Here is a 21360-nt window from a genome sequence, read left to right on the forward strand (position 1 = left end):
GCCCCTGCCGAGCATGGCTCGGCACTACAGGATCGCGTTGTTCCGGACGCGGCCGAATTACAGGCCTGAAGCGCGCTTCCAGAACATCGACATCAGCGGCGGCATTTTCCCCGCCAAACCCAATAGCGGGCCACGTGCCAGGGTCAGGTGCATCTCGTCATTGGAGAACACCTTGTTGATCGCATCGAAGCTGTAAGCGGCCACCGTATTTTCGCTACGGCGCGTGCGTGCCCAACGCTGCAGCCGATGCGATGCGCCCCAGTCCTGGCGGCGCTGCCGGGCTGCATGCACCAGATCACGCAGGCCCGCCACATCACGCAAACCCAGGTTCACGCCTTGCCCGGCCAGCGGATGCACCACATGCGCGGCATCGCCCAGGGTCAATACGCGCCCGGCGACATACGCCGTGGCCAGCTGCCGGCGCAGCGGGAATGCCGCCCGCGCCGAAACCAGACGCATCTCCCCTAGTCGGCCGGCAAAGGCATTGGTCAGCTCACGGTTGAAGCTGTCCTCATCCAGCGCCAGCACGCGCTCGGCCTCTGCATCCGGCAAGGTCCAGACAATGGAGCTGCGGTTGCGAGCAAACGGCAGCACCGCCAGCGGACCGGTGGCAAGGAAACGCTGCCAGGCGGTGTCTTCATTCGGCAAGGCGCTGTCCACATAGGCCACCACACCGCGCTGACCATAGTCATGGCGGCTGACATCCAGACCGGCCAAGGTACGCAGCGTGGATTCTCCACCATCGGCGGCAATCGCGATTGATGCCTCCACGCGGCGGCCATCATCCAGGCGCAGACGCACGCCTTCTGCATCCTGCTCCATCGCCTCCACCCGCGCCGGGCAGTACAGCTGTACCCCTGCCGCCGGCAAGGCCGCCCATAGACGGTCGACCAGCAGGCCGTTCTCGACGATCCAGCCCAGCTCGCGGCGACCGAGCGTATCGGCATCAAAGGTCAGATCACCGCCGCCAGCAGCATCCCAAACCCGCATGCGCCGATAAGCGTGCGCGCGGGCCTGGTCCACCTGTTTCCACACACCCAAGGTATCCAGCAACGCCGCGTTGTCCGCAGCAAAGGCGAACACCCGCAGGTCCGGCTTGAGCGGCGACCACGGTGGCGGCTCGCGGCCTTCCACCATCGCCACCTGCAGACCCTCCTGCGCCAACGCCAGCGCGCAGGCTGCACCCACCACGCCGCCACCGACGATTACCGCATCCCATTGTCCGCGTCGGCTCATCGCGCTTCGCTCCTGCACAATTCGGGCACCTGACCACGGAAGCCCATCGCTCCGCCGACCAAGAAGGACTGCAGCCCCGGGGCCTGCGCCGCAGCGACAAGCCCCAGGCTGCGCAGCGGCCGTATCAATGGCGTGGCATTGCTGGTCAAACGCGCAAGTCCATCGGAGAACGCCAGCGTCTGCTCGCGGTCCGGGCCGCGCCGTGTCACATAGGCCTGCAGCAGTAGATCGCTGCCCGCATCCTGTGCGCCATCTTCAATCAATTCGGCCAGGGTCAGCGCATCACGCAGGCCCAGGTTGAAGCCCTGCGCACCCAGCGGATGGATGGTCTGCGCCGCGTTGCCCAGCAGCAGCGCGCGCTCGCCCACCAGCTTCTGCGCCAGCACCTGGATCAGCGGGTAGGCGCTGCGCGGGCCGCTTTCCAGCAGCCGCCCGGCGCGCCAACCCACGGCGGCCTGCAGCCGCGCCAGCCACGCGGCATCGTCCAGCGCCATCACCGCATCAGCCTCATCGCGGGCCACGCCGTGCACTACGCCGTAATGGCGGTCGCCGCGCGGCAGCAGCGCGGTGGGGCCGGTATCGGTGAAGCGCTCATAGGCACTGCCGTCCGGTGCCTTGGCCGCGCGTACCCGGGCCACGAACAGGGTCTGCTCGTAGTCGTGTTCGCTGACATCGATGCCCAAGGCCTTCCGAACCGCGCTGCGGGTGCCATCAGCGCCAACCACCAGCCGCGCATGCAGGCGCTGTTCGCCGGCCTCGTCGGCAAGGATCAGCTCGCGACGGCCATCGCTGCTCGCACCCAGGCCGACGAAGCGGGCCGGGCGGTAGCGGGTCAGGTGCTGCAGCTCGGCCAGCCGGGCTTCCAGCGCCTCGCCGAAGTCCCGCGCCACCACTACCTGACCGAAGGCCTCACGGCCGTAATCGCTGGCCTGCATCACCACCCGGCCGAAATCACCGGCACGGCTGACATGGATGCGGCGGATCGGTCCGCCCGGGTTGGCCAGTTTCTGCATCACCCCCAACGCGGTCAGGGCATTGACGGTGGCGGCGGCAAAGCTGAGGTTGCGTTGGTCGAATACCGCCGGCATCACCCCGCCCGGAGTCGCCTCTACCAGGCCTACATCCAGCCCCAGCCGGTCCAGTGCGATGGCCAGACTGGCACCGACCAGTCCGCCGCCGACGATCACTACGTCATGGTTCTTGCTCATGGGCCAATGATACGGGGGATCACCCCTGCGATTGCGCGGGCCCATGCCGCAGCGCAACCGCAGGTTCACCCCCACTGCGGCTAGAATGGCGGCCTGATTATCGGAAACCGCCACCCATGACCGCCAACGTCCAACGCGCCTTCATCCTGTCCCTGCTCGTGCTGCTGATGGCTGGCACCCGCATCAACCACTTCGCACCGGTCCCGGATGCATCGTGGGCGGTGTTCTTCATTGGCGGTTTCTACCTGCGCAACTGGACCCGCTGGGCGTTCCCACTGTTGATGGGCCTGGCCGTGGTGGTCGACTGGGCGGTGATTTCCAGCCAGGGCATGAGCTTCTGGCAGCATTACTGCGTCTCGGCCGCCTACTGGATGCTGATCCCGGCTTATTTCGCGATGTGGGCCGGCGGCATGCTGCTGCGTCGTTACTACCGCAGCGCCAGCCTCAAGTCGCTGGGCCTGCTGGCCGCCACCGTGATTGGTTCGGTCGCCCTGTGCCACCTGATCGCCCAAGGCAGCTTCTACTGGATCAGCGCCTCGGTCGCCGAGCCGAGCTTCGCCGGCTGGGCCAAGAACTACAGCGACTGGTTGCTGCCGTACATGCAGAGCGCCGCCATTTACATCGGTGCCGCCGCGCTGGTACAGGTTGCCGTTGAAGCCACCAACAAGCAGTCGGCCGCTGGCCGTATTGCCCACTAAGGGCGCGCCGAGCAATGGGTAACCGCCTCTCCAAGATCTACACCCGCACCGGCGACGATGGCAGCACCGGCCTGGGCGATGGCAGCCGTACCGGCAAGGATTCGCTGCGGGTCAACGCCTATGGCACCGTCGATGAGGCCAACTCGGCCATCGGCGTGCTGCTGGCCGTGCACCTGCCGCAGGACATCCGCGACCTGCTGACCACCATCCAGCACCAGCTGTTCGACCTCGGCGGCGAGCTGTGCATCCCCGGCCACGCCGCCATCCATGGCGCCGATATCGACGCGCTGGAGCAGCACCTGGACCGCTACAACGACGACCTGCCGCCGCTGAAGGATTTCATCCTGCCAGCCGGCGGTGAAGGTGCCGCGCGCTGCCACCTGGCCCGCACCATCGTGCGCCGGGCCGAGCGTGAAACCGTGGCGCTGGCCCGGGTGGAGGACATCCGGGCCGAGGCGGTGCGCTATCTGAACCGCCTGTCCGACCTGCTGTTCGTGCTTTCACGCGTGCTTGCCCGGGCCGATGGCCAGGGCGAGGTGCTTTGGAACCACGAACGCCGTCACGGCTGATCCCTCCCTCCTACACGACGCCGCGTCCTGCGCGGCGTCGCCGGTTACAGTGCGGCCATGCTGGTATTCACCCACCCCGCCTGCCTTGAACACGATCCCGGTATCGACCACCCCGAGTCGCCGGAGCGCCTGCACGCCGTCATTTCGGCCCTGCGTGAGGAGTTTCCGGATCAGCTGGAATGGCGCAACGCGCCGGCGGCCAAGCTCGGCGAACTGGCGCGGGTCCACACCCGCGAGCTGATCGACGCCATGCTGCAGGTGCAGACCGCCGCCCTGCGGCGCATCGACCTGGACACCTTCACATCGCCCGGCTCGGCCAGCGCCGCCCTGCATGCCGCCGGGGCCGGCGTGGCAGCGGTGGATGCGGTGATGCTGGAAGAGGGCAACCCACGCGTGTTCTGCGCGGTCCGCCCGCCCGGTCACCACGCCACCGCCGACACTGCGATGGGCTTCTGCCTGTTCAACAACATCGCCGTGGCCGCCGCCTACGCCCGTGACAAATATGGGCTGGAGCGGGTGGCCATCGTCGATTTCGACGTCCACCACGGCAATGGCACCCAGGCCATCTTCGAAACCGACCCGAAAATCGCCTACTACAGCAGCCACCAGTCCGGCCTGTTCCCGTTCTCAGGCAGCATGCGCGAGCGCGGGGTCGGCAATATCTGCAACATCCTGCTGCCGCCGGGCAGCGGCGGCTTCCGCTTCCGCAACACCTGGGCCGACGAGATGCTGCCGCAGATCGAGGCCTTCCGGCCGCAGCTGCTGTTCATTTCAGCCGGTTTCGACGCCCATATGCGCGACCCGCAGGCCGACCTGATGGTCGAAACCGAGGATTTCGGCTGGCTGACCGCCGAGCTGGTCCTGCTGGCCCAGCGCCATTGCAGCGGCCGTGTGGTGTCCATGCTGGAGGGCGGCTACGACCTGCAGGCCCTGCGCGAATGCAGTGTCGCGCATGTCCAGGAACTGCTCGCAAGCCGTTGATGGATGAACCCTGCCCGGCCCGTCCGGCAGGCTTTCATTGCCCCCATGCAGGCGATGCGGCAAGCTAGCGGCCGTTTTCCCCCGAATGCGAACCGCGTGCGCCGAGCTCTCCGCCTGCTTCCCCTGCCCTTGGGCATTGCCATCTGCCTGCCCGCCTGGGCCGACGAGAAGCCGGTGAACTGGGGCCTATGCCCAGCCACCGACACGATCCCAGCGTTCGATGGCGCTCCGCCGGCAGACCCTGCCGCCGCGGCCAACCGCGAGCAGTTGCCGACATCCATCGACGGCAACGAGCTCACCGGCACAAGCACGGCCCCGCAATACCAGGGCAATGTGCTGCTCAAGCGCGGCGACCAGTTCATGGGCGCGGACAACATGCGCATGGACATCGAAAGCGGCAATTACATCGCCGAAGGCAATGTCCGTTATTCGGATTCCTCGATTCGGATGGTGGCCGAACGCGCCGAGGGCAATCAAGACACGGATTCGCACAAGATCAGTGACATCCGCTACCAGCTGGTTTCCCGGCGCGGCAACGGCTCGGCCGACTCGGTGGACCTGCAGGGTTCGACCGGGCAGATGCACCACTCCAGCTACACCACCTGCGATCCCTCGCAGCCGATCTGGAAGCTGGTAGCGCCGCAGATCGACGTCGACAACGACGAAGGCTTCGGTACCGCGCGCAACGCAGTGCTGCGCATCGGCAAGGTGCCGGTGCTGTATGCGCCCTACTTCAAGTTCCCGATCGACGACCGCCGCATGACCGGCCTGCTCTATCCCAAGCTGAGCATGTCCGGGCGCAACGGGTTCGACTACGCGCAGCCGATCTACTTCAATCTGGCGCCGAACTACGACGACACCCTGACCCCGCGCTACATGAGCAAGCGCGGGCTGATGCTCAACAACGAGTTCCGCTATCTGTATTCCGGCGGCCGTGGCCAGCTCGACACCAGTTACCTGCCAAACGACTCACTGCGCGACCGTGATCGCAGCAGCCTGTCGTTCTACGGCTACCACAACATCGACAAGCACTGGCAGGCGCGGGCCAACCTGGCCTGGGTCAGCGACGAACGTTACGTCGAGGACTTCGCCAACCGCCTCAACGGCATCACCGCCTCCAACATGCAGAGCACCGCTGGCCTGTATGGCACCGGCCGCACCTGGACCGCCGGCATCATGGCCGACGAATGGCAGCTGACCGATTACACCTTGACCGAGCAATCCCTGCCTTACAGCCGCCAACCGCGCCTGTTCGCCACCTGGGACGATTCCTTCGGCCGCTGGTTTGAAGCCGGCGTGTATGCCGAAGCGGTGCGCTTCACCCACGATGACATCCGTCACAAGATGCTGGATGCCGATGGCGAATACATCCGCACCGGCGATGTCACCAGGATGTACGGCGGTTCGCGCCTGGATATCAAGCCCTACGTCTCGATGCCGCTGGGCGGCGGGGCCTGGTACATCACCCCGACCCTGGCCTGGCGTTACACCGCCTATGACCTGGAGCGTGGGCTGGCCGATGACATCCGCGCCCAGCAGTTGCGGGCCGCCGGCATCGACCCGGCCACCGCCACCCCGGAGCAGCTGCGCGGCAATACCTCGCCTACGCGCAGCATGCCCATCGCCAGCCTCGACATGGGTCTGTTCTTCGACCGTGAGACCACGCTCGGGGGCAAGTCCTACCTGCACACGCTGGAACCGCGCCTGTTCTACCTGAACACGCCGTACCGCGACCAGTCGGACCTGCCGCTGTTCGACACCCGCGCCTTCACCTTCAGCTGGGGCCAGCTGTTCCGCGACTCGCGCTTCACCGGCGCCGACCGCCAGAACGATGCCAACCAGCTGACCACGGCGCTGACCACGCGCCTGATCCGGCAGGCCGATGGCCGCGAAAAGCTGTCGGCCAGCATTGGCCAGATCACCTATTTCGAAGACTCCCGGGTCACCGTCAACCCGGGCGACCCGGTGGTGAGCGAAAGCAAGTCCGCCTGGGTGGCCGACCTCAACTGGGCGCTGACCGACCGCTGGACCCTCGGTTCCACCTACCAGTGGAATCCCAAGTTCCGCAAGGAAGACCTGGCCAGCGTGCGTGCACGCTACCTGCTGCCCGACGACGGCGTGATCAACCTGAGCTACCGCTACCGCGGCAATCCCACCGACGGCACCGACCAGCTCAAGCAGGCGGACTTCTCCTTCCTGTACCCGATCAACCCGCGCTGGAGCATCGTCGGCCGCTACTACTACTCCATGCTCGACCACAAGCCGCTGGAAATCATCGGTGGCGTGCAGTGGGACAGCTGCTGCCTGGCTGTGCGTGCACTGGCCCGCCGTTACGTCAAAAACCGCGAAGGTGACCTCAACAATTCGTTCCAGATCGAGTTCGTGCTCAAGGGCCTGAGCTCGGTTGGACAGGACACGGACCGCACCTTGCGCCGTGCTATTCTCGGCTACAACCGAGACGACCTCTACCTCGTTCCGCCGAGCAACATCGAAGCGAACGACGACGACTACGATCCCAACCAGATTCCATGACCAAGACCCTTCCTGCAGTCCTCGCCACCTTGTTGGCGTTCTCCGGCGTTGCCGCCCCGGCTGTTGCACAGCAGACGCAACCGCTGGATCGCATCGCCGCCATCGTTGACGAGGGCGTGATCCTGCAGAGCGAACTGCAGCGTGCGGTCGCCAATATCAAGAGCCAGTACGCCGGCCGCGAAGCCCAGCTGCCGCCCGACTCGGTGCTGGAGCGCCAGGTGCTGGAGCGTCTGGTCCTGGTCAAGCTGCAGGTGGCACGCGCCGACGGCAGCGGCATCCGCGTCAGCGACGAGGAACTGAACCACGCCATCAGCAGCATTGCCCAGCAGAACGGCACCAGTGTGGATGGCCTGCGCCAGCGCCTGGCCCAGGACGGGATCGGTTTCCCCGACTTCCGCAACTCCGTCCGCGAGGAAATCATCACCCAGCGCCTGCGCCAGAGCTTTGCGCAGAGCCGCATCAGCGTCAGCGAAGGTGAAGTGGATGCCGCGCTGGCCCAGCAGAATGCCGGCGGCGCCCAGTTCCATCTGGCGCACATCCTGATCGCACTGCCCGAAGGTGCCAGCGCCGAGCAGATCGCCACCGGCCAGAGCAAGGTCGACGGCGTCAAGGGCCTGCTGGACAAGGGTGAGCTGGACTTCTCCGCTGCTGCCGTCCGCTACTCGGACAGCCCCAACGCGCTGGAAGGCGGCGACCTGGGCTGGCGGAGTGCCGACGAAATCCCCAACGCGTTCGCCAACCAGATCAAGACCATGAAGGCCGGCGACGTGCTCGGTCCGATCCGCGGCCCGAGCGGCTTCCAGCTGCTCAAGCTGGTGGAAGTGCGTGACGGCGATGCCGGCGGCGATGGCCAGAAGGTCACCGAATACCACGCCCGCCACATCCTGGTGCGCGTCACCGACCAGGTGGATGATGCCGCCGCCAAGGCCAAGATCGAGACCCTGCGCGCCCGCATCAACGGCGGCGCCGATTTCCAGACCGTGGCCAAGGAGTCCTCGGACGACACCAACAGCCGTGGCCAGGGCGGTGATCTGGGCTGGTTCCCGGCCGACGCGTTTGGTCCGGAGTTCGGCAAGCAGGTTGAAGGCCTGGCCGACAACGGCGTGGGCACCCCGTTCCGCACCGACGCCGGCTGGCACATCGTGCAGCGCGTGGGTTCGCGCCAGACCGACGTCAGCGACAACAACAAGCGCGCGCAGATCCGTGAACAGATCGGCCGCCGCAAGCTGGACGACGAGTACAACCGTTTCCTGCAGGAACTGCGTGGCGAAGCCTACGTCAGCTTCCGCAGCGGTGACCGTGCCGAAGGCACAGCCGACTCGGCGACCACGCCGGCCGAACCGGCCAAGCCCTGATCCATGGCTGCCCAGCTCGCTCTGGTTCCGGGCGAGCCCTCCGGGATCGGCCCGGAACTTTGCATTCGTCTTGCCCAACAGCCGCGCAGTGACTGCCGGCTGTTGGCGTTTGCGGACCCGGATACTTTGCGGGCCGCCGCCAGTGCGCTGAAGCTGCCGCTGCAGCTGCTGCCGGAGCACGCACACGCCCGCCACCCCGGCGACCTGCGCCTGCGTGAAGTCCGCAATGCCAGCCCCTCGCAGTTCGGCCAGGCCGACCCACGCAATGCGCGCGCGGTGATCGATGCCCTGCTCGGCGCCGGTCAAGCCTGCCTGGACGGCAGCCTTGATGGCGTGGTCACCGGCCCGGTGCACAAGGCGGTGATCAACCAGGGCGGTATCGCCTATAGCGGCACCACCGAGCTGCTGGCCAACCAGGCCGGCGTCGAAGTGGTGATGATGCTGGCCAATGACATCGTGCGCGTGGCCCTGGCCACTACCCACCTGCCGCTACGCGACGTCGCCGACGCCATCACCGCCGACAGCCTGCGCAAGGTCGTCAGCACCACCGATGCGGCCCTGCGCCGCGATTTCGGCCTGGCGCAGCCTCGCATCGCCGTGCTCGGGCTCAACCCGCATGCCGGCGAAGATGGCCATCTGGGCCGCGAAGAGCTGGACCTGATCATTCCGCTGCTCGAGCAGTTGCGCGGTGAAGGCCTGAACCTGATCGGCCCGTTGCCCGCCGATACCGCCTTCCTGCCGGCCAAGCTGGCCGGTTTCGATGCGGTGCTGGCGATGTACCACGACCAGGGCCTGCCGGTGCTCAAGTACAGCGGTTTCGAGCAGGCCACCAATATCACCTTGGGCCTGCCCTACCCGCGTGTCGCGGTGGACCATGGCACCGCCCTGGACCTCGCCGGCAAGGGCGTGGCCGACCCCTCCAGCCTGTTTGCGGCGACAGCTTTATGCGCGCAGCTGGCTGCACAACGTAAAATCAGCACATGAATTCAGATCATTCCCCGCGCACCGGCTTCACCGCCCCGGCGAAAAAGCAGCTCGGCCAGCACTTTCTGGCCGACAAGTACTACGTCGAGAAGATCGTACTGGCGGTTGACCCGAAGGGCGACGACCGTCTGGTCGAGATCGGCCCGGGCCAGGGCGCCATCACCTTCCCGCTGCTGCGCCGCCATCCCAGGCTGACCGTCATCGAGTTCGATCGCGACCTGATCGCGCCGCTGACCGAAGCCGCCGCACCGCTGGGCGAGCTGACCATCGTCCACAGCGATGTGCTGCGGGTGAACTTCACCGAGCTGGCAGCCGGCGGCACCATCCGTCTGGTCGGCAATCTGCCTTACAACATCTCCTCGCCGATCCTGTTCCACGCACTGGACCACGCCGCCGCGATCTCGGACATGACCTTCATGCTGCAGAAGGAAGTGGTCGACCGCATGGCCGCCGGCCCCGGCAGCAAGGTTTACGGCCGCCTGAGCGTGATGCTGCAGGCATTCTGCGAGGTACGCGCCTTGTTCGTGGTGCCGCCGGGCGCGTTCCGGCCGCCGCCGAAGGTGGATTCTGCCGTGGTGCGGCTGATTCCGCGTGATCCGGCCAGCGTCGGCATCAATGACCGCAAGCGCTTTGCCGACGTGGTCAGGGCTGCCTTCGGCCAGCGCCGCAAAACCCTGCGCAACGCCCTCAACGGGGTCATCGATCAGGCCCAGTTCGAAGCTGCCGGCGTGCGCAGTGATGCCCGCGCCGAACAGCTGGAAGTTGCCGATTTCATCAGGCTTGCCAACCTGCCGCACGAATAAGCGCTGCATACACGCAAACCGATCACCTGCTTTTGCTTACACTCCTCCCATGGAAGACACCCGCCACTACGCGATCGAGATCGAGGTCTCGCCTCGTTTCATCGACGACCAGTCGGCCCCTGAAGACGGCCGTTTTGCGTTCGCCTACACGATCCGCATCCACAACCGCGGCACCATGCCGGCCCGGCTGATCAGCCGCCATTGGCGCATCACCGACGGCGAAGGCCGGGTCGAGCACGTGGATGGCGACGGCGTGGTCGGCGAACAGCCACGGCTGCGCCCCGGCGAAGAGTTCCGTTACACCTCCGGGGTGATGCTCGGCACCGATCGCGGCACCATGCAAGGCCACTACGACATGATCGCCGACGACGGCACCGAGTTTGCCGCGCCGATCGCGCCGTTCGTACTCGCCATTCCAAGGACGCTGCACTGATGGCGACCTGGGCAATCGGCGACCTGCAGGGCTGCTACGACGTCACCCAGCGGCTGCTGGAGAAAATCAACTTCGACCCGGCGGCGGACAAACTGTGGTTTGCCGGCGACCTGGTCAATCGTGGCGGGCAATCGCTGGAGACGCTGCGGCTGGTGCATTCCCTGCGCGAGCACAGCGTCACCGTGCTCGGCAACCATGACCTGTCGCTGCTGGCCATCGGTGCCCGCAGCGAAGAGGAACAGCGCAAGGTCAACCCGGACCTGCAGCGCATCGTGCTGGCCGAGGACCGCGACGTACTGCTGGACTGGCTGCGCCTGCAGAAGCTGGTGCACGTGGACCGCGACCTGGGCTGGATGATGTTCCATGCCGGGCTCGCCCCGAAGTGGACCGTGGCGCTGGCCGAGAAGCACGCCCGCGAGGTCGAGCAGCAGCTGCATGGCAATGGCTACCGCAAGCTGTTCCGCAACATGTATGGCGACAAGCCGGCCTGGTCGCCGGGCCTGAGTGGCTATGACCGCTCGCGCGCCATCATCAACATCTTCACCCGCATGCGTTACTGCACCCCGAGTGGGCGTATCGGCATGGAAGACAAGGGCACGCCCGGTACCCAGCCGCAGGGCATGTACCCGTGGTTTGAAGTACCGGGGCGGGTCGAACGCGAGTTGAAGATGGTCTGCGGCCATTGGTCGGCGCTGGGCCTGACCATCACCCAGGGCGTGCACGCCATCGATACCGGTGCGGTCTGGGGTGGCAAGCTGACCGCACTGCAGTTGGACAGTGAAGACCTGCGCGTGGTGCAGGTTCCGGGCCGCGATGTACCGGCACCGGTGCCAGGCCAGCATCCGCCGCGCAAGCCGCGCGTGGAGCCCAAGGTCGTCGAGACCAAGCCCGAAGCCAAACCAGAACCACGCAATGAAACACCCCGCCCCGAGCGCAGCGGCGAACATCGCCGTCGCCCGCGCCGGCATCGCCCGCGCGGCAAGAGCGGCAACGGCGGCAATGGCGGCAATGGCAACCCTGCGCCGCCCAGCGGCAACGGACCGGCTGCGTGAGGCGCTGGCCATCAGCGCTGACGCTGATGGTCATCGCACTGTTGGCTGCCTGCCGCCCGCAAAGCGAAGGCAGCGCCGCAAGTCCGCAGACACCCCAACCGATTGAGCAAACCGCGCCGCTCGCATCGCCACCATTGGTGGCCGCTGCGCGTGCGCAGGTCGGGGTGACTACCCGCTACGACCCGGCCTATTTCTCCCTGCCCTATCCCAAGGGCGATCCGCCGCCTGATCGCGGCGTCTGCACCGATGTGGTGATCCGCGCTTTGCGCACACAAGGCGTTGATCTGCAGCAGCGCGTCCACGACGACATGCGCGCGAACTTCGGCGCCTACCCGCAGCTATGGGGTTTATCGCGACCGGACCGGAATATCGACCACCGCCGCGTGCCCAACCAGATGCGCTGGTTCCAGCGCCAGGGCTGGGAGCTGCCGATCAGCGCACTGGCCGATGACTATGCGCCCGGCGACATCGTGGCGTGGAAGCTCAACGGCAACGGCCTGCTGCACGTGGGTATCGTTTCGGACCGGCGACTGGAAGACGGCACGCCGCTGGTGCTGCACAACATCGCGCAAGGGACGCAGGAGCAGGATCTGTTGTTCCGGCACAGCATCATCGGGCATTACCGGATGCCGGGGTGATGGGCTCTCGTGCGAGGCTCTGAAAGCCAAGCGCAAAGCGCTACCCCTCCCCAACCCTCCCCTTGGCTACGCCAAAGGGAGGGAGCTGACCTCGCCGGCTGTGCACCATCCCGCGCGAAGACAAGGCTGTTACCCCCTCCCTTTGGCGCAGCCAAGGGGAGGGTTGGGGAGGGGTAGCTTCAAGCTCCAGCTTGAAACCAGCTCAGCGCCGCCCGTAATGCACGAACCGGAACGAAAATGCATGCCGCTCATCGGCTGCATGCACCTGGCTGTCCAGCTCACGCCACAGCGCCGGGTCAACCTCCGGAAAATGCGTATCGGCCACCACCTCGGTATCCACCAAGGTCAGGTACAGATCGGTAGCCTGATCCATCAGCAGGCGATAGATCTCACCACCACCAATCACGCATAACTCTTCGGCACCCTCGCCCGTCGCAATCGCACGCGCCTCGTCCACCGAAGCCACCGCCTGCATGCCGGCAAACGGTACCTGCCCGCTGCGGGTCAACACCAGGTTGGTCCGCCCCGGCAACGCACGTCCCAGCGACTGCGCCGTCTTGCGCCCCATCAGGATCGGCTTGCCGAGCGTCAGCGCCTTGAAGTGCTTGAAATCATCGGGCAGGTGCCACGGCATCGCATTGTCATGGCCAATGCCGTGATTGCGATCCAACGCAGCAATCATCGACAGCTTCATCACACCGCCACCGGCGCCTTGATGGCCGGATGCGGGTCGTAGCCGTCGATGCGGATGTCATCGAACTGAAAGCCGAACAGATCGGTCACATCCGGGTTCAACCACAGCTTGGGCAGCGCGCGCGGCGTGCGTGACAGCTGCTCGCGCGCCTGTTCGTAGTGGTTGGAATAGATATGCGCATCGCCCAGCGTGTGCACGAAATCGCCCACGCCCAAACCCGTGGCCTGCGCCACCATATGCGTCAGCAACGCGTAGCTGGCGATGTTGAACGGCACGCCGAGGAAGATGTCGCCGCTGCGCTGGTACAGCTGGCAGCTGAGCTTGCCGTCGACCACGTAGAACTGGAACAGGTTGTGGCAGGGCATCAGCGCCATCTGCGACAGCTCGCCCACATTCCAGGCGCTGACCACCAGCCGCCGCGAATCCGGATTGCGCTTGATCTCTTCCACCAGCCACTGCATCTGGTCGATCTCACGGCCATCGGCGGTGGCCCAGCTGCGCCATTGCTTGCCGTAGACCGGGCCGAGGTCGCCATTGGCATCGGCCCACTCGTCCCAGATGTTGACCTTGTTGTCCTTGAGGTAGGCGATATTGGTATCGCCCTTCAGGAACCACAGCAGCTCGTGGATGATCGAGCGCAGGTGCAGCTTCTTGGTGGTGACCAGCGGGAAGCCCTGGTTGAGGTCGAAGCGCATCTGCCAACCGAACACGCTGCGCGTGCCGGTGCCGGTGCGGTCGGACTTCTCGGTACCGTGCTCCATCACATGCTGCAGCAGATCCAGATATTGCTTCATGCCTTCTTCTCTTCCAGTGGGAGCACCGGCTGCAACACCGGCGCGCGGCGAGACATTGCCAGCAACACCAAGCCCAGCACGATCAACGGCAGGCTCAGGATCTGGCCACGGGTCAACCAATCAAACGCTACATACACGCCGTTGTCGGGCATGCGCACAAATTCGACCAGGAAGCGGAAGCTGCCATACAGCAGCGCGAACATGCCGGACACCGCATATCGCGGGCGCGGCTTCAGCGAGTAGAACCACAGCACCAGGAACATCACCAGGCCTTCCAGCAGTGCTTCATACAGCTGCGAAGGATGGCGCGCGTACTGGGTGAGCAGGCCAGCGGCGTAATCCTGCTGGATCTGTACGGCCGACAGCAGCTGCTCCATCGCCGGCAAACCGGCCGGGATGTCCTTCAGCGGCGAATGCGGGAACACCACGCCCCAAGCGGCATTGGTGAACTTGCCGTACAGCTCGCCACCAATGAAGTTGCCCAAACGGCCGAAGCCCAGGCCCAGCGGTACCAGCGGCGCAACGAAGTCGATGGTGTCGAAGAAATGCAGCTTGTGCTTGCGCGTCCACCACCAGCCAGCGATCAATACGCCGAGCAGGCCACCGTGGAAACTCATGCCGCCTTCCCAGACCCGCAGCAGGATCAGCGGATTGGCGAGGAAGTCGGCGGTTGCGTAGAACAGCATGTAGCCGATACGCCCGCCCAGCACCACGCCGAGCATCGCGTAGAACAGCAGGTCGGAGAAGCCGTTCATGTCCACGCCCGGCAGGCGCCCGGCAAGGATGCGGCTGCGGCCCAGCCACCAGGCGGCGGCAAAACCGAGCAGGTACATGATGCCGTACCAGTGCACATCGATCGGCCCCAGCGAGAAAGCGATGGGATCTATGTCATGTAGAAAGAGCATGCGGGCACTGTCAGGCGAACCAGCCCCTATTCTCGGGGTAGCAGCCCTTGCCACTCAACCCATGATTCAGCCGAAGACCTGCGGGCGGTCAGGCAACTCGTTGCGCTGACGCCCCGCCGGATCAGGCGGAAAGTGTGCTCCCAGCAGCTGCGAGACCTCATCCACCGCCGCCAACACCGCCGCCTCCTGGCTGTTTCCGTTCAGCTGCTGACGCAGGTGGTCGCAGATCAGTTGCCATTGCGCGGCATCCACCCGTGCCTGCAGGCCACGGTCGGCCACGATCTCGATGGCATGGTCGGCCAGCAACAGGTAGATCAGCACGCCGTTGTTGGCCTCGGTATCCCAGGTGCGCAACAAGGCGAATGCATGTTCGGCCCGGGCACGCGCGGTGGTGCCCTTCCACAGCAAGGCCAACGGCAGATCGGATTCCACCGCGAACATCACCTGCCCGCCGTGCAGGCGCTCACCTTCGGCAATGGCATGGGCGATCCGGTCCAGGCTGGCTTCCGGGAATGCGGCATGCGCGGAGGGAGCAAAGAAATGTCGTAACCAGCGCATCACCAGCTCCCCGAGGCGCCACCGCCTCCCGAACGTCCACCACCACCGCCCCAACCACCGCCTCCGCCGAAGCCGCCTCCGCCACCAAAGCCACCGCTACCACCGAAGCCGCCTCCGCCGCCCCAGCCACCGCCGCTGGCAAAACCACCGCTGGAGCCTTTGCCCAGCGACAACAGGAAGGCAACCAGCGCGGCAATACCACCGCCAACCACCGACAGCAGCAGCCAACCGGCAGCGCCGGCAATCAGCCCGGAGACCACGCCACGTATCGGCCGCGGCAGCTTGGCCAACAGCATGCGCATGAAGGTGGAAGCAAACACACCGATCATGATCGCGAAGAAGAAGATCGAATCACCACTCCCGCCGCCACCATCGCGGTTGCTGCTGACCGGCGTCGGCAGCTCCTCGCCATCGATGATCTTGACCAGCACCGCGCTGGCGGCGGTGATGCCGCCGGCGTAGTCGTTCTGGCGGAAATGCGGCACCAGGTATTCCTGGATCACCCGGTTGGCAATGGCATCGGGGATGGCACCTTCCAGTCCGTAGCCGGGTTCGATCCGCACCCGCCGGTCATCCTTGGCCACCAGCAGCAACACGCCATCATCCACGCCCTTGCGGCCTATCGCCCACTGGTCGAAGACGCGGGTGCTGTACTGGGCGATGTCCTCGGGCTGGGTGGTCGGCACGATCAGCACCTGCAGCTGCGCACCCTTGCGCTGCTGCAGGGCCAGGGCCTGCTGCTCCAGCGCCTGCTTCTGCGCCGCATCGAGGGTGCCGGTGGTATCGACCACGGGCGAATCCAGCGGCGGGATCGGCGCCAGTTGCTGGGCCTGCAACGCACCCGCCCAGCCCAGGCCGAGCAGGCATAGCAACAGGCCAAAGCGCTGCAGCATCGCGCTCATCGCGCGCGGCTCACTGTGCCGGTGCGGGCTGCGGCGGCGTCTGCTGCGGCGCGGCCGGCTGGGTACCGAAGCTCACGGTCGGCGGCTGGGCGATCTGCGCCTCGTTGTCGACGGTGAAGTTGGGCTTGGCCGCATAGCCGAACATCTTGGCGGTGATCACCTGCGGGAACGAGCGGATGTAGGTGTTGTAGTCCTGCACCAGCTGGATATAGCGGCCACGCGCCACGGTGATGCGGTTCTCGGTGCCTTCCAGCTGCGCCTGCAGGTCACGGAAGTTCTGGTCCGACTTCAGCGTAGGGTAGTTCTCGCTGACCACCAACAGCCGCGACAGCGCGCTGCCCAGCTCGCCCTGCGCCTGCTGGAACTGCTTGAGCGAATCGGCATCGTCGGCATTGACCTGGATCTGCCCGACCTTGGAACGGGCATTGGTGACCTCGGTCAGCACCTGCCGTTCCTGCTGGGCATAGCCCTGCACGGTATTGACCAGGTTGGGAATCAGGTCGGCACGGCGCTTGTACTGGTTGACCACCTCGGACCAGCCGGCCTTGACCGCCTCGTCCTTCTGCTGGATGGCGTTGTAGCCACAGCCGGAAATGGAAATCACCGCGATGACAAGCAACATCAGGCGAAGGTACTGGCGCATGGGTCGGACCCTGGATGGCGGGAGTGCCGAGCATGCCACGTTGCCTGTTCAAGGTATGCAAAGACTGGGGCCGGCAGCGCCCCCGGGCTCCCGGTTGTGGGAGCGGCGTAAGCCGCGAAGCTGACCATGCTCGGCCCGCTGGCAATTGTGGCAACCGGCGATGTGCCAGCTTCGCGGCTGACGCCGCTCCTGCAAAACCACCCGCTTCGCGGCTTATGCCGCTCCCACAAAAAAAAGACAAAGGGCCGGCATAGCCGGCCCTTTGGGTCCTGTCATCGGCCGACGCTGCCGGCCAATCAAGCGCTTACCAGTTGTCCGAGCCCGGCACGTGGTGAGCCTTGGCGTTGCGGCGCATCAGCAGGTTCAGCCATTCCACCAGGATCGAGAAACCCATCGCCGCATAGATGTAGGGCTTGGGCACGTGCACGTCCAGACCATCCAGCACCAGCACCGCGCCCACCATCAGGATGAAGGCCAGCGCCAGCAGCTTCACGGTCGGGTTGGCATCGATGAAACGCCCCAGCGGGTTGGCCGCAAGCAGCATCACCGCTACCGACAACAACACCGCGCAGACCATCACCGGGACATGCGAGGCAATGCCAACGGCAGTGATCACCGAGTCCAGCGAGAACACGATGTCGATCACCGCGATCTGCGCGATCACCATGCCGAACGATGACGCCACCTTGGTCGTGGTGGGGTCTTCATCTTCGCCACCGGTAACCAGCTCGCGGATTTCCTTGATGCCCTTGTACAGCAGGAACAAGCCACCCACGATCAGCACCAGGTCACGGATTGAAATGCCCATGCCGGCCACGTTGAAGAGGTTTTTCTCCATGTGCGCCAGGTAGGCCAGCGAGATCAGCAGCATGATGCGGGTGATACAGGCCACCGCGATGCCGACCCTACGCGCCACCGGGCGCTTTTCCTCGGGCAGGCGGCCAACCGCGATGGAGATGAAGACCAGGTTGTCGATACCGAGCACGATTTCCAGCGCGCTGAGCATGAACAGGGTGACCCACACGTTCGGGTCGGCAAGAAACTCAAAAGACATGCGATCAATCCTTCAATAAAGCCATTACGTCAGTGCCACCCGGCGGCTGACTTGTCAAAAAAAGCGCGGCAGCAGAATCAGGCCCCAGCACAGCAACACGTTCATCATCAGCACGAACACCGCCGCCGAGCCCATGTCCTTGGCGCGTCCGGCCAGCACGTGGTACTCCGGGCCATAGCGTTCGATCACCGCCTCGATGGCCGAATTGGCCAGCTCCATGGCGATCACCAGCAGCATCGAGCCGATCAGCAGTACCTGTTCCACCGGGCCGTGGCCCAGCCACAGCGCCAGCGGTGCCAGTACGACGAACAGGCAGACTTCCAGCCGGAACGAGGATTCATGCAGCCATGCCGCGCACAGGCCCTGCCAGGACCACTTGGCGGCTTTGAAGATGCGCGCGGGGCCGCGCGGCATATGCCCGGTCTGGTCAGCCATGCCACACCTTGCCAGCTGCCCGATCACGGCCGAACGACAGCTTGGAGCCTGAATAAGCCCTCATGGAATGACACCGGTAGCGTGAGATTAGCCGCCAATTTTGCCACATCTGGCTTTTGCTTTCCGCCGCCCCGCCCCGCCATGGCCTCAGCGATAGTGCACGGTGGCCGTGGTGCCCTGCCCTTCGACGCTGTCCAGCGCAATCCGCCAGCCGCAGCGGTCACACAGCCGGCGCACGATTGGCAGGCCCAGGCCCACCCCCTGCTGGCGGCCGTCGTCGACCCGGTAGAAGGGTTCGAAGATGCGCGCCAGCGTCTCGTGGCTCATGCCGATGCCGGTATCGCGGACCACCACCTGCTCGGGCGTCACCCGCACTTCCACCTCGCCGGCGTCGGTATACAGGCAGGCGTTGCGCAGCAGGTTGGCCACCACCACATGCATGACCCGCGGCGGCGCCATCAGCATCGGGTTGCCTTCGACCAGCACCCGCAGCTGCACCGGCTTGCCCTGCAGCAGTTCCTCTACGTTGGCGGCTTCGTAGCGCACCACCTCGCCGACATCGAACAGCTCCGACTGCGGCTCGACATCCACTTCGCGCGCCAGCAACAGGAAGGCGTCGATCACCGCCTCCATGTCGCGCCCCGCCCGCTGGATACGCTGCAGGCTGCGCTGCAGCCGCGGGGTCAGGCCGGAATCGGCCAGGGCCATGTCACTGGCCATGCGGATCACAGTCAGCGGGGTGCGCAGTTCGTGACTGGCGTCGCGGGTGAAATTGCGCTCGCGGGCAACGTGATCGGTGACCTTGCCGGCCATGCGATGCAGGGCCAGCGCGAGTTGCCGGGTCTCGCCCTGCACTTCGGGCGGCAGGCGCTCAGGCGCCAGCTCGGCGGCGTCGGGATGGCGCGGGTCCCAAAGCGACACCCTGCGCGCCAGCCAACTGACCGGCGCCACCAGCCGCCAGGAAGCGCGATAGGTCAGCCAGGACACCGCATGGATGGCCAGCAAGATCAGCAGGACGCCGAACCAGAACACCACCCGATGTGCCGGTGAACGCTGGAACACCAGGTAAAGGCGTTCCCCTGCCTGCTGGTCCACCAGCACCAATTCATCGGAAGACGGCAGCTCATGGAAGCCCGGTGCCAGCGCGCGCAGCGGCTCGGGCACCGCCGCTGGAGCTGGTGCCGCCGCCGGTGCCTGCCCGGCAGGCTGCAGATAGCCACGGATGTTGTGGGTATTGGGCGGGGCCAGGTCCGGGACCAGGGCGCGCTGCTGCCAGTAGTACTCCGCCTCCTTGTGCAGGAGGGCATTGAGCAGGCCGTACTTGAGCACCAGCGCCATCAGATAGCCGCCCAGCAGCACAGCCAGACTCGCCAGCAGCGCCTGCACGATGAATGCCTTCCTGATCTTGCGCGGTAAACCGTACGGCATGCGCCCCCCTCGAAGCCCGCGTGATTATAGGGACTGAACCGGCGCTGCCGCAGTAATACCTGGCATGAAAAAACCGCCGCGACTCATGTTCTGCGGCGGTTTTTCCACATCCAGCCACCCCTCACGCGGCTGCCGATCAGCCCATTGACTGGCCGATGTCGGCAATGCGGTAGCCCGCGCTCTGCACGGTGTGCAGCAAGGGTCGGTCAAACGGCTTGTCGATGATCTTGCGCAGGTTGTACAGATGGCTGCGCAACGTGTCCGAGTCCGGCAAGCCGTTGCCCCAGATCTCGCGTTCGATCTCCTGCCGGGTCACCACCCGTGGCGATTCGCGCATCAGGATGGTCAACAAGCGCAGGCCAATCGGCGAGAGCTGCAGTTCGCTGCCGGCGCGGGTGGCGCGCATGCTGACCGGGTCCAGCACCAGATCGGCCACTTTCAGCACCTCGGCGCCTACCTGGCGGCGCTCACGCCGGATCAACGCACGCAGCCTGGCCTCAAGCTCCTGGATCGCGAACGGTTTGGTCAGGTAGTCATCGGCGCCGTAACCCAGACCGGTGAGCTTGTCGTCCAGGGTGTCACGCGCGGTGAGCATCAGCACCGGGGTGGACTTGCGGGCTTCGTTGCGCAGGCGCCGGCACACTTCGATGCCGTCCAGTCGCGGCAGCATCAAGTCCAGCACCACAACGTCGTAACTGTTCTCGGCGGCGAGCCGGTAGCCATCAAGGCCATCGGCTGCGTAATCCACCTCGAACCCCTTGCCTTCCAGATATTCGCCAATCATCTCGGAAATGTTGCGGTTGTCCTCGACGACCAGTACCAATCCGGACGATTCCTTTGTCTGTCGCATGGAGCCTCCTTAGTCTTCAGCTTTGTGAAAGATGCCGCACTGCTGGTGGATTCCGTGTGAAGACGCGTATCAGCCATGAAAGTGGTTGCGCCTGTAACTTATTGGCCTGGCTGACAGTTCTGCTACGCCCAGGCCTATGCTAACGGCCCGCATCGATGAAACTGGATATGGTCGCCCCGTCCTTTACCGCCTATCTGTACCCGGTACTGCTGCTGGTTGCCAGCAACGTGTTCATGACCGTGGCCTGGTATGGCCACCTGAAGTTCAAGACCGCGCCGCTGATGACAGTGATCCTGATCAGCTGGGGCATCGCTTTCTTCGAGTACTGCCTGCAGGTGCCTGGCAACCGCATGGGCAGCGCGGTGTACTCGGCGCCGCAGCTCAAGGGCGTGCAGGAAGTGATTACCCTGGTGGTGTTCGCAGTGTTTTCTGCCACCTATCTGGGGCAACCACTGAAGTGGAACCACTGGGCAGCGTTCGCGCTGATCCTGCTGGCCGCCCTGCTGATGTTCAAGGAATAAAGCAGGCCATGTGGGAGCGGGGGGGGGCGCCCGCCGCGCACAAAACAAATAGGGGCGGTGGGGGGGGGCCGCAACGAGATAAGCGGC

Annotated in this window: 23 protein-coding genes; 11 read left to right on the forward strand and 12 right to left on the reverse strand. The window is 65.4% G+C overall.

All coding sequences use genetic code 11. The annotated features are described in order from the left end of the window. Window positions 1-57: 57 nt before the first annotated feature. Window positions 58-1236, reverse strand: a complete 1179-nt coding sequence (locus ABE493_RS15160) for a UbiH/UbiF family hydroxylase (protein WP_346499730.1) — start codon at window positions 1234-1236, stop codon at window positions 58-60. Next, window positions 1233-2444, reverse strand: coding sequence for a 2-octaprenyl-6-methoxyphenyl hydroxylase (gene ubiH / locus ABE493_RS15165; protein WP_346499731.1), 1212 nt, complete (start codon window positions 2442-2444; stop codon window positions 1233-1235). The genes ABE493_RS15160 and ubiH overlap by 4 nt, the downstream gene beginning before the upstream one ends. A 116-nt stretch (window positions 2445-2560) precedes the next feature. Here ubiH and ABE493_RS15170 point away from each other — a divergent pair, with 116 nt between their 5' ends. Genes ABE493_RS15170 through ABE493_RS15215 form a run of 10 tightly spaced genes read left to right on the forward strand, consistent with a single transcriptional unit; the run spans window position 2561 to window position 12489 of the window. After that, on the forward strand, window positions 2561-3142 hold the full coding sequence (locus tag ABE493_RS15170) for a hypothetical protein (RefSeq protein ID WP_346499732.1): 582 nt from the start codon (window positions 2561-2563) through the stop codon (window positions 3140-3142). 14 nt (window positions 3143-3156) lie between these two features. Beyond that, a complete protein-coding gene (locus ABE493_RS15175; RefSeq protein ID WP_346499733.1) occupies window positions 3157-3711 on the forward strand; it encodes a cob(I)yrinic acid a,c-diamide adenosyltransferase in 555 nt (184 codons plus the stop codon). Window positions 3712-3768: 57 nt separating this feature from the next. Beyond that, entirely contained in the window at window positions 3769-4692 is a 924-nt protein-coding gene (locus ABE493_RS15180) for a histone deacetylase family protein (RefSeq protein WP_346499734.1), read from the forward strand. Between the two features lie 54 nt (window positions 4693-4746). Next, window positions 4747-7224: an LPS-assembly protein LptD gene (lptD, locus tag ABE493_RS15185; RefSeq protein WP_430980796.1), complete on the forward strand. Its 2478-nt coding sequence runs from the start codon at window positions 4747-4749 to the stop codon at window positions 7222-7224. Continuing rightward, on the forward strand, window positions 7221-8579 hold the full coding sequence (locus ABE493_RS15190; RefSeq protein ID WP_346499736.1) for a peptidylprolyl isomerase: 1359 nt from the start codon (window positions 7221-7223) through the stop codon (window positions 8577-8579). Before lptD ends, ABE493_RS15190 begins: the two co-directional genes overlap by 4 nt. Before the next feature lie 3 nt (window positions 8580-8582). Next, the gene (pdxA, locus tag ABE493_RS15195) at window positions 8583-9563 is read left to right on the forward strand and encodes a 4-hydroxythreonine-4-phosphate dehydrogenase PdxA (RefSeq protein WP_346499737.1); all 981 of its coding nucleotides are present in this window, start codon (window positions 8583-8585) and stop codon (window positions 9561-9563) included. Beyond that, entirely contained in the window at window positions 9560-10366 is an 807-nt protein-coding gene (gene rsmA, locus ABE493_RS15200) for a 16S rRNA (adenine(1518)-N(6)/adenine(1519)-N(6))-dimethyltransferase RsmA (RefSeq protein ID WP_346499738.1), read from the forward strand. The genes pdxA and rsmA overlap by 4 nt, the downstream gene beginning before the upstream one ends. Window positions 10367-10415: 49 nt before the next feature. Continuing rightward, window positions 10416-10799: a Co2+/Mg2+ efflux protein ApaG gene (gene apaG, locus ABE493_RS15205; protein ID WP_346499739.1), complete on the forward strand. Its 384-nt coding sequence runs from the start codon at window positions 10416-10418 to the stop codon at window positions 10797-10799. Further along, on the forward strand, window positions 10799-11851 hold the full coding sequence (locus ABE493_RS15210) for a symmetrical bis(5'-nucleosyl)-tetraphosphatase (protein WP_346499740.1): 1053 nt from the start codon (window positions 10799-10801) through the stop codon (window positions 11849-11851). The genes apaG and ABE493_RS15210 overlap by 1 nt, the downstream gene beginning before the upstream one ends. Window positions 11852-11877: 26 nt before the next feature. Then, window positions 11878-12489 carry a DUF1287 domain-containing protein gene (locus ABE493_RS15215; protein ID WP_346499741.1) on the forward strand — a complete coding sequence of 204 codons (612 nt, stop codon included), beginning with the start codon at window positions 11878-11880 and terminating at the stop codon, window positions 12487-12489. A 202-nt stretch (window positions 12490-12691) separates the two neighbouring features. On the opposite strand, the gene ABE493_RS15220 is transcribed toward ABE493_RS15215, so the two are convergent. From ABE493_RS15220 to ABE493_RS15265, 10 genes are all read right to left on the reverse strand, one after another. Beyond that, window positions 12692-13183 (reverse strand): dihydrofolate reductase, encoded by a 492-nt coding sequence (locus ABE493_RS15220; protein WP_346499742.1) that lies wholly within the window; start codon window positions 13181-13183, stop codon window positions 12692-12694. Then, on the reverse strand, window positions 13183-13977 hold the full coding sequence (locus ABE493_RS15225; RefSeq protein ID WP_062169181.1) for a thymidylate synthase: 795 nt from the start codon (window positions 13975-13977) through the stop codon (window positions 13183-13185). Before ABE493_RS15225 ends, ABE493_RS15220 begins: the two co-directional genes overlap by 1 nt. Beyond that, window positions 13974-14882, reverse strand: coding sequence for a prolipoprotein diacylglyceryl transferase (gene lgt / locus ABE493_RS15230; protein WP_346499743.1), 909 nt, complete (start codon window positions 14880-14882; stop codon window positions 13974-13976). The genes ABE493_RS15225 and lgt overlap by 4 nt, the downstream gene beginning before the upstream one ends. 66 nt (window positions 14883-14948) lie before the next feature. Then, window positions 14949-15440, reverse strand: coding sequence for a TPM domain-containing protein (locus ABE493_RS15235; protein ID WP_346499744.1), 492 nt, complete (start codon window positions 15438-15440; stop codon window positions 14949-14951). Continuing rightward, complete coding sequence (locus ABE493_RS15240) at window positions 15440-16342, reverse strand: TPM domain-containing protein (RefSeq protein WP_346499745.1); 903 nt, start codon at window positions 16340-16342, stop codon at window positions 15440-15442. Before ABE493_RS15240 ends, ABE493_RS15235 begins: the two co-directional genes overlap by 1 nt. 10 nt (window positions 16343-16352) lie before the next feature. Then, window positions 16353-16985: a LemA family protein gene (locus ABE493_RS15245; protein ID WP_346499746.1), complete on the reverse strand. Its 633-nt coding sequence runs from the start codon at window positions 16983-16985 to the stop codon at window positions 16353-16355. 304 nt (window positions 16986-17289) lie between these two features. Next, window positions 17290-18039 (reverse strand): TerC family protein, encoded by a 750-nt coding sequence (locus ABE493_RS15250; protein WP_346499747.1) that lies wholly within the window; start codon window positions 18037-18039, stop codon window positions 17290-17292. 54 nt (window positions 18040-18093) lie between these two features. Beyond that, window positions 18094-18474: a diacylglycerol kinase gene (locus ABE493_RS15255; RefSeq protein WP_346499748.1), complete on the reverse strand. Its 381-nt coding sequence runs from the start codon at window positions 18472-18474 to the stop codon at window positions 18094-18096. A gap of 147 nt (window positions 18475-18621) precedes the next feature. Continuing rightward, window positions 18622-19902, reverse strand: a complete 1281-nt coding sequence (locus tag ABE493_RS15260; protein WP_346499749.1) for a sensor histidine kinase — start codon at window positions 19900-19902, stop codon at window positions 18622-18624. Window positions 19903-20038: 136 nt separating this feature from the next. Then, the gene (locus ABE493_RS15265) at window positions 20039-20752 is read right to left on the reverse strand and encodes a response regulator transcription factor (RefSeq protein WP_057630720.1); all 714 of its coding nucleotides are present in this window, start codon (window positions 20750-20752) and stop codon (window positions 20039-20041) included. A 167-nt stretch (window positions 20753-20919) separates the two neighbouring features. Between ABE493_RS15265 and ABE493_RS15270 the strand changes: the two genes are divergently transcribed. Then, window positions 20920-21273, forward strand: a complete 354-nt coding sequence (locus tag ABE493_RS15270; protein WP_346499752.1) for a DMT family protein — start codon at window positions 20920-20922, stop codon at window positions 21271-21273. Window positions 21274-21360 lie beyond the last annotated feature (87 nt).

It is taken from the genome of Stenotrophomonas terrae, assembly GCF_039674165.1.
Classification (GTDB): Bacteria; Pseudomonadota; Gammaproteobacteria; order Xanthomonadales; family Xanthomonadaceae; genus Stenotrophomonas; species Stenotrophomonas terrae_A.

Excerpts from the sequence above, each read along its gene's own strand:
- ABE493_RS15160 (WP_346499730.1), bottom strand. The coding sequence starts at position 1,236 with ATGAGCCGACGCGGACAATGGGATGCGGTAATCGTCGGTGGCGGCGTG.
- ubiH (WP_346499731.1), bottom strand. The coding sequence starts at position 2,444 with ATGAGCAAGAACCATGACGTAGTGATCGTCGGCGGCGGACTGGTCGGT.
- ABE493_RS15170 (WP_346499732.1), top strand. The coding sequence starts at position 2,561 with ATGACCGCCAACGTCCAACGCGCCTTCATCCTGTCCCTGCTCGTGCTG.
- ABE493_RS15175 (WP_346499733.1), top strand. The coding sequence starts at position 3,157 with ATGGGTAACCGCCTCTCCAAGATCTACACCCGCACCGGCGACGATGGC.
- ABE493_RS15180 (WP_346499734.1), top strand. The coding sequence starts at position 3,769 with ATGCTGGTATTCACCCACCCCGCCTGCCTTGAACACGATCCCGGTATC.
- lptD (WP_430980796.1), top strand. The coding sequence starts at position 4,747 with ATGCGGCAAGCTAGCGGCCGTTTTCCCCCGAATGCGAACCGCGTGCGC.
- ABE493_RS15190 (WP_346499736.1), top strand. The coding sequence starts at position 7,221 with ATGACCAAGACCCTTCCTGCAGTCCTCGCCACCTTGTTGGCGTTCTCC.
- pdxA (WP_346499737.1), top strand. The coding sequence starts at position 8,583 with ATGGCTGCCCAGCTCGCTCTGGTTCCGGGCGAGCCCTCCGGGATCGGC.
- rsmA (WP_346499738.1), top strand. The coding sequence starts at position 9,560 with ATGAATTCAGATCATTCCCCGCGCACCGGCTTCACCGCCCCGGCGAAA.
- apaG (WP_346499739.1), top strand. The coding sequence starts at position 10,416 with ATGGAAGACACCCGCCACTACGCGATCGAGATCGAGGTCTCGCCTCGT.
- ABE493_RS15210 (WP_346499740.1), top strand. The coding sequence starts at position 10,799 with ATGGCGACCTGGGCAATCGGCGACCTGCAGGGCTGCTACGACGTCACC.
- ABE493_RS15215 (WP_346499741.1), top strand. The coding sequence starts at position 11,878 with ATGGTCATCGCACTGTTGGCTGCCTGCCGCCCGCAAAGCGAAGGCAGC.
- ABE493_RS15220 (WP_346499742.1), bottom strand. The coding sequence starts at position 13,183 with ATGAAGCTGTCGATGATTGCTGCGTTGGATCGCAATCACGGCATTGGC.
- ABE493_RS15225 (WP_062169181.1), bottom strand. The coding sequence starts at position 13,977 with ATGAAGCAATATCTGGATCTGCTGCAGCATGTGATGGAGCACGGTACC.
- lgt (WP_346499743.1), bottom strand. The coding sequence starts at position 14,882 with ATGCTCTTTCTACATGACATAGATCCCATCGCTTTCTCGCTGGGGCCG.
- ABE493_RS15235 (WP_346499744.1), bottom strand. The coding sequence starts at position 15,440 with ATGCGCTGGTTACGACATTTCTTTGCTCCCTCCGCGCATGCCGCATTC.
- ABE493_RS15240 (WP_346499745.1), bottom strand. The coding sequence starts at position 16,342 with ATGAGCGCGATGCTGCAGCGCTTTGGCCTGTTGCTATGCCTGCTCGGC.
- ABE493_RS15245 (WP_346499746.1), bottom strand. The coding sequence starts at position 16,985 with ATGCGCCAGTACCTTCGCCTGATGTTGCTTGTCATCGCGGTGATTTCC.
- ABE493_RS15250 (WP_346499747.1), bottom strand. The coding sequence starts at position 18,039 with ATGTCTTTTGAGTTTCTTGCCGACCCGAACGTGTGGGTCACCCTGTTC.
- ABE493_RS15255 (WP_346499748.1), bottom strand. The coding sequence starts at position 18,474 with ATGGCTGACCAGACCGGGCATATGCCGCGCGGCCCCGCGCGCATCTTC.
- ABE493_RS15260 (WP_346499749.1), bottom strand. The coding sequence starts at position 19,902 with ATGCCGTACGGTTTACCGCGCAAGATCAGGAAGGCATTCATCGTGCAG.
- ABE493_RS15265 (WP_057630720.1), bottom strand. The coding sequence starts at position 20,752 with ATGCGACAGACAAAGGAATCGTCCGGATTGGTACTGGTCGTCGAGGAC.
- ABE493_RS15270 (WP_346499752.1), top strand. The coding sequence starts at position 20,920 with ATGGTCGCCCCGTCCTTTACCGCCTATCTGTACCCGGTACTGCTGCTG.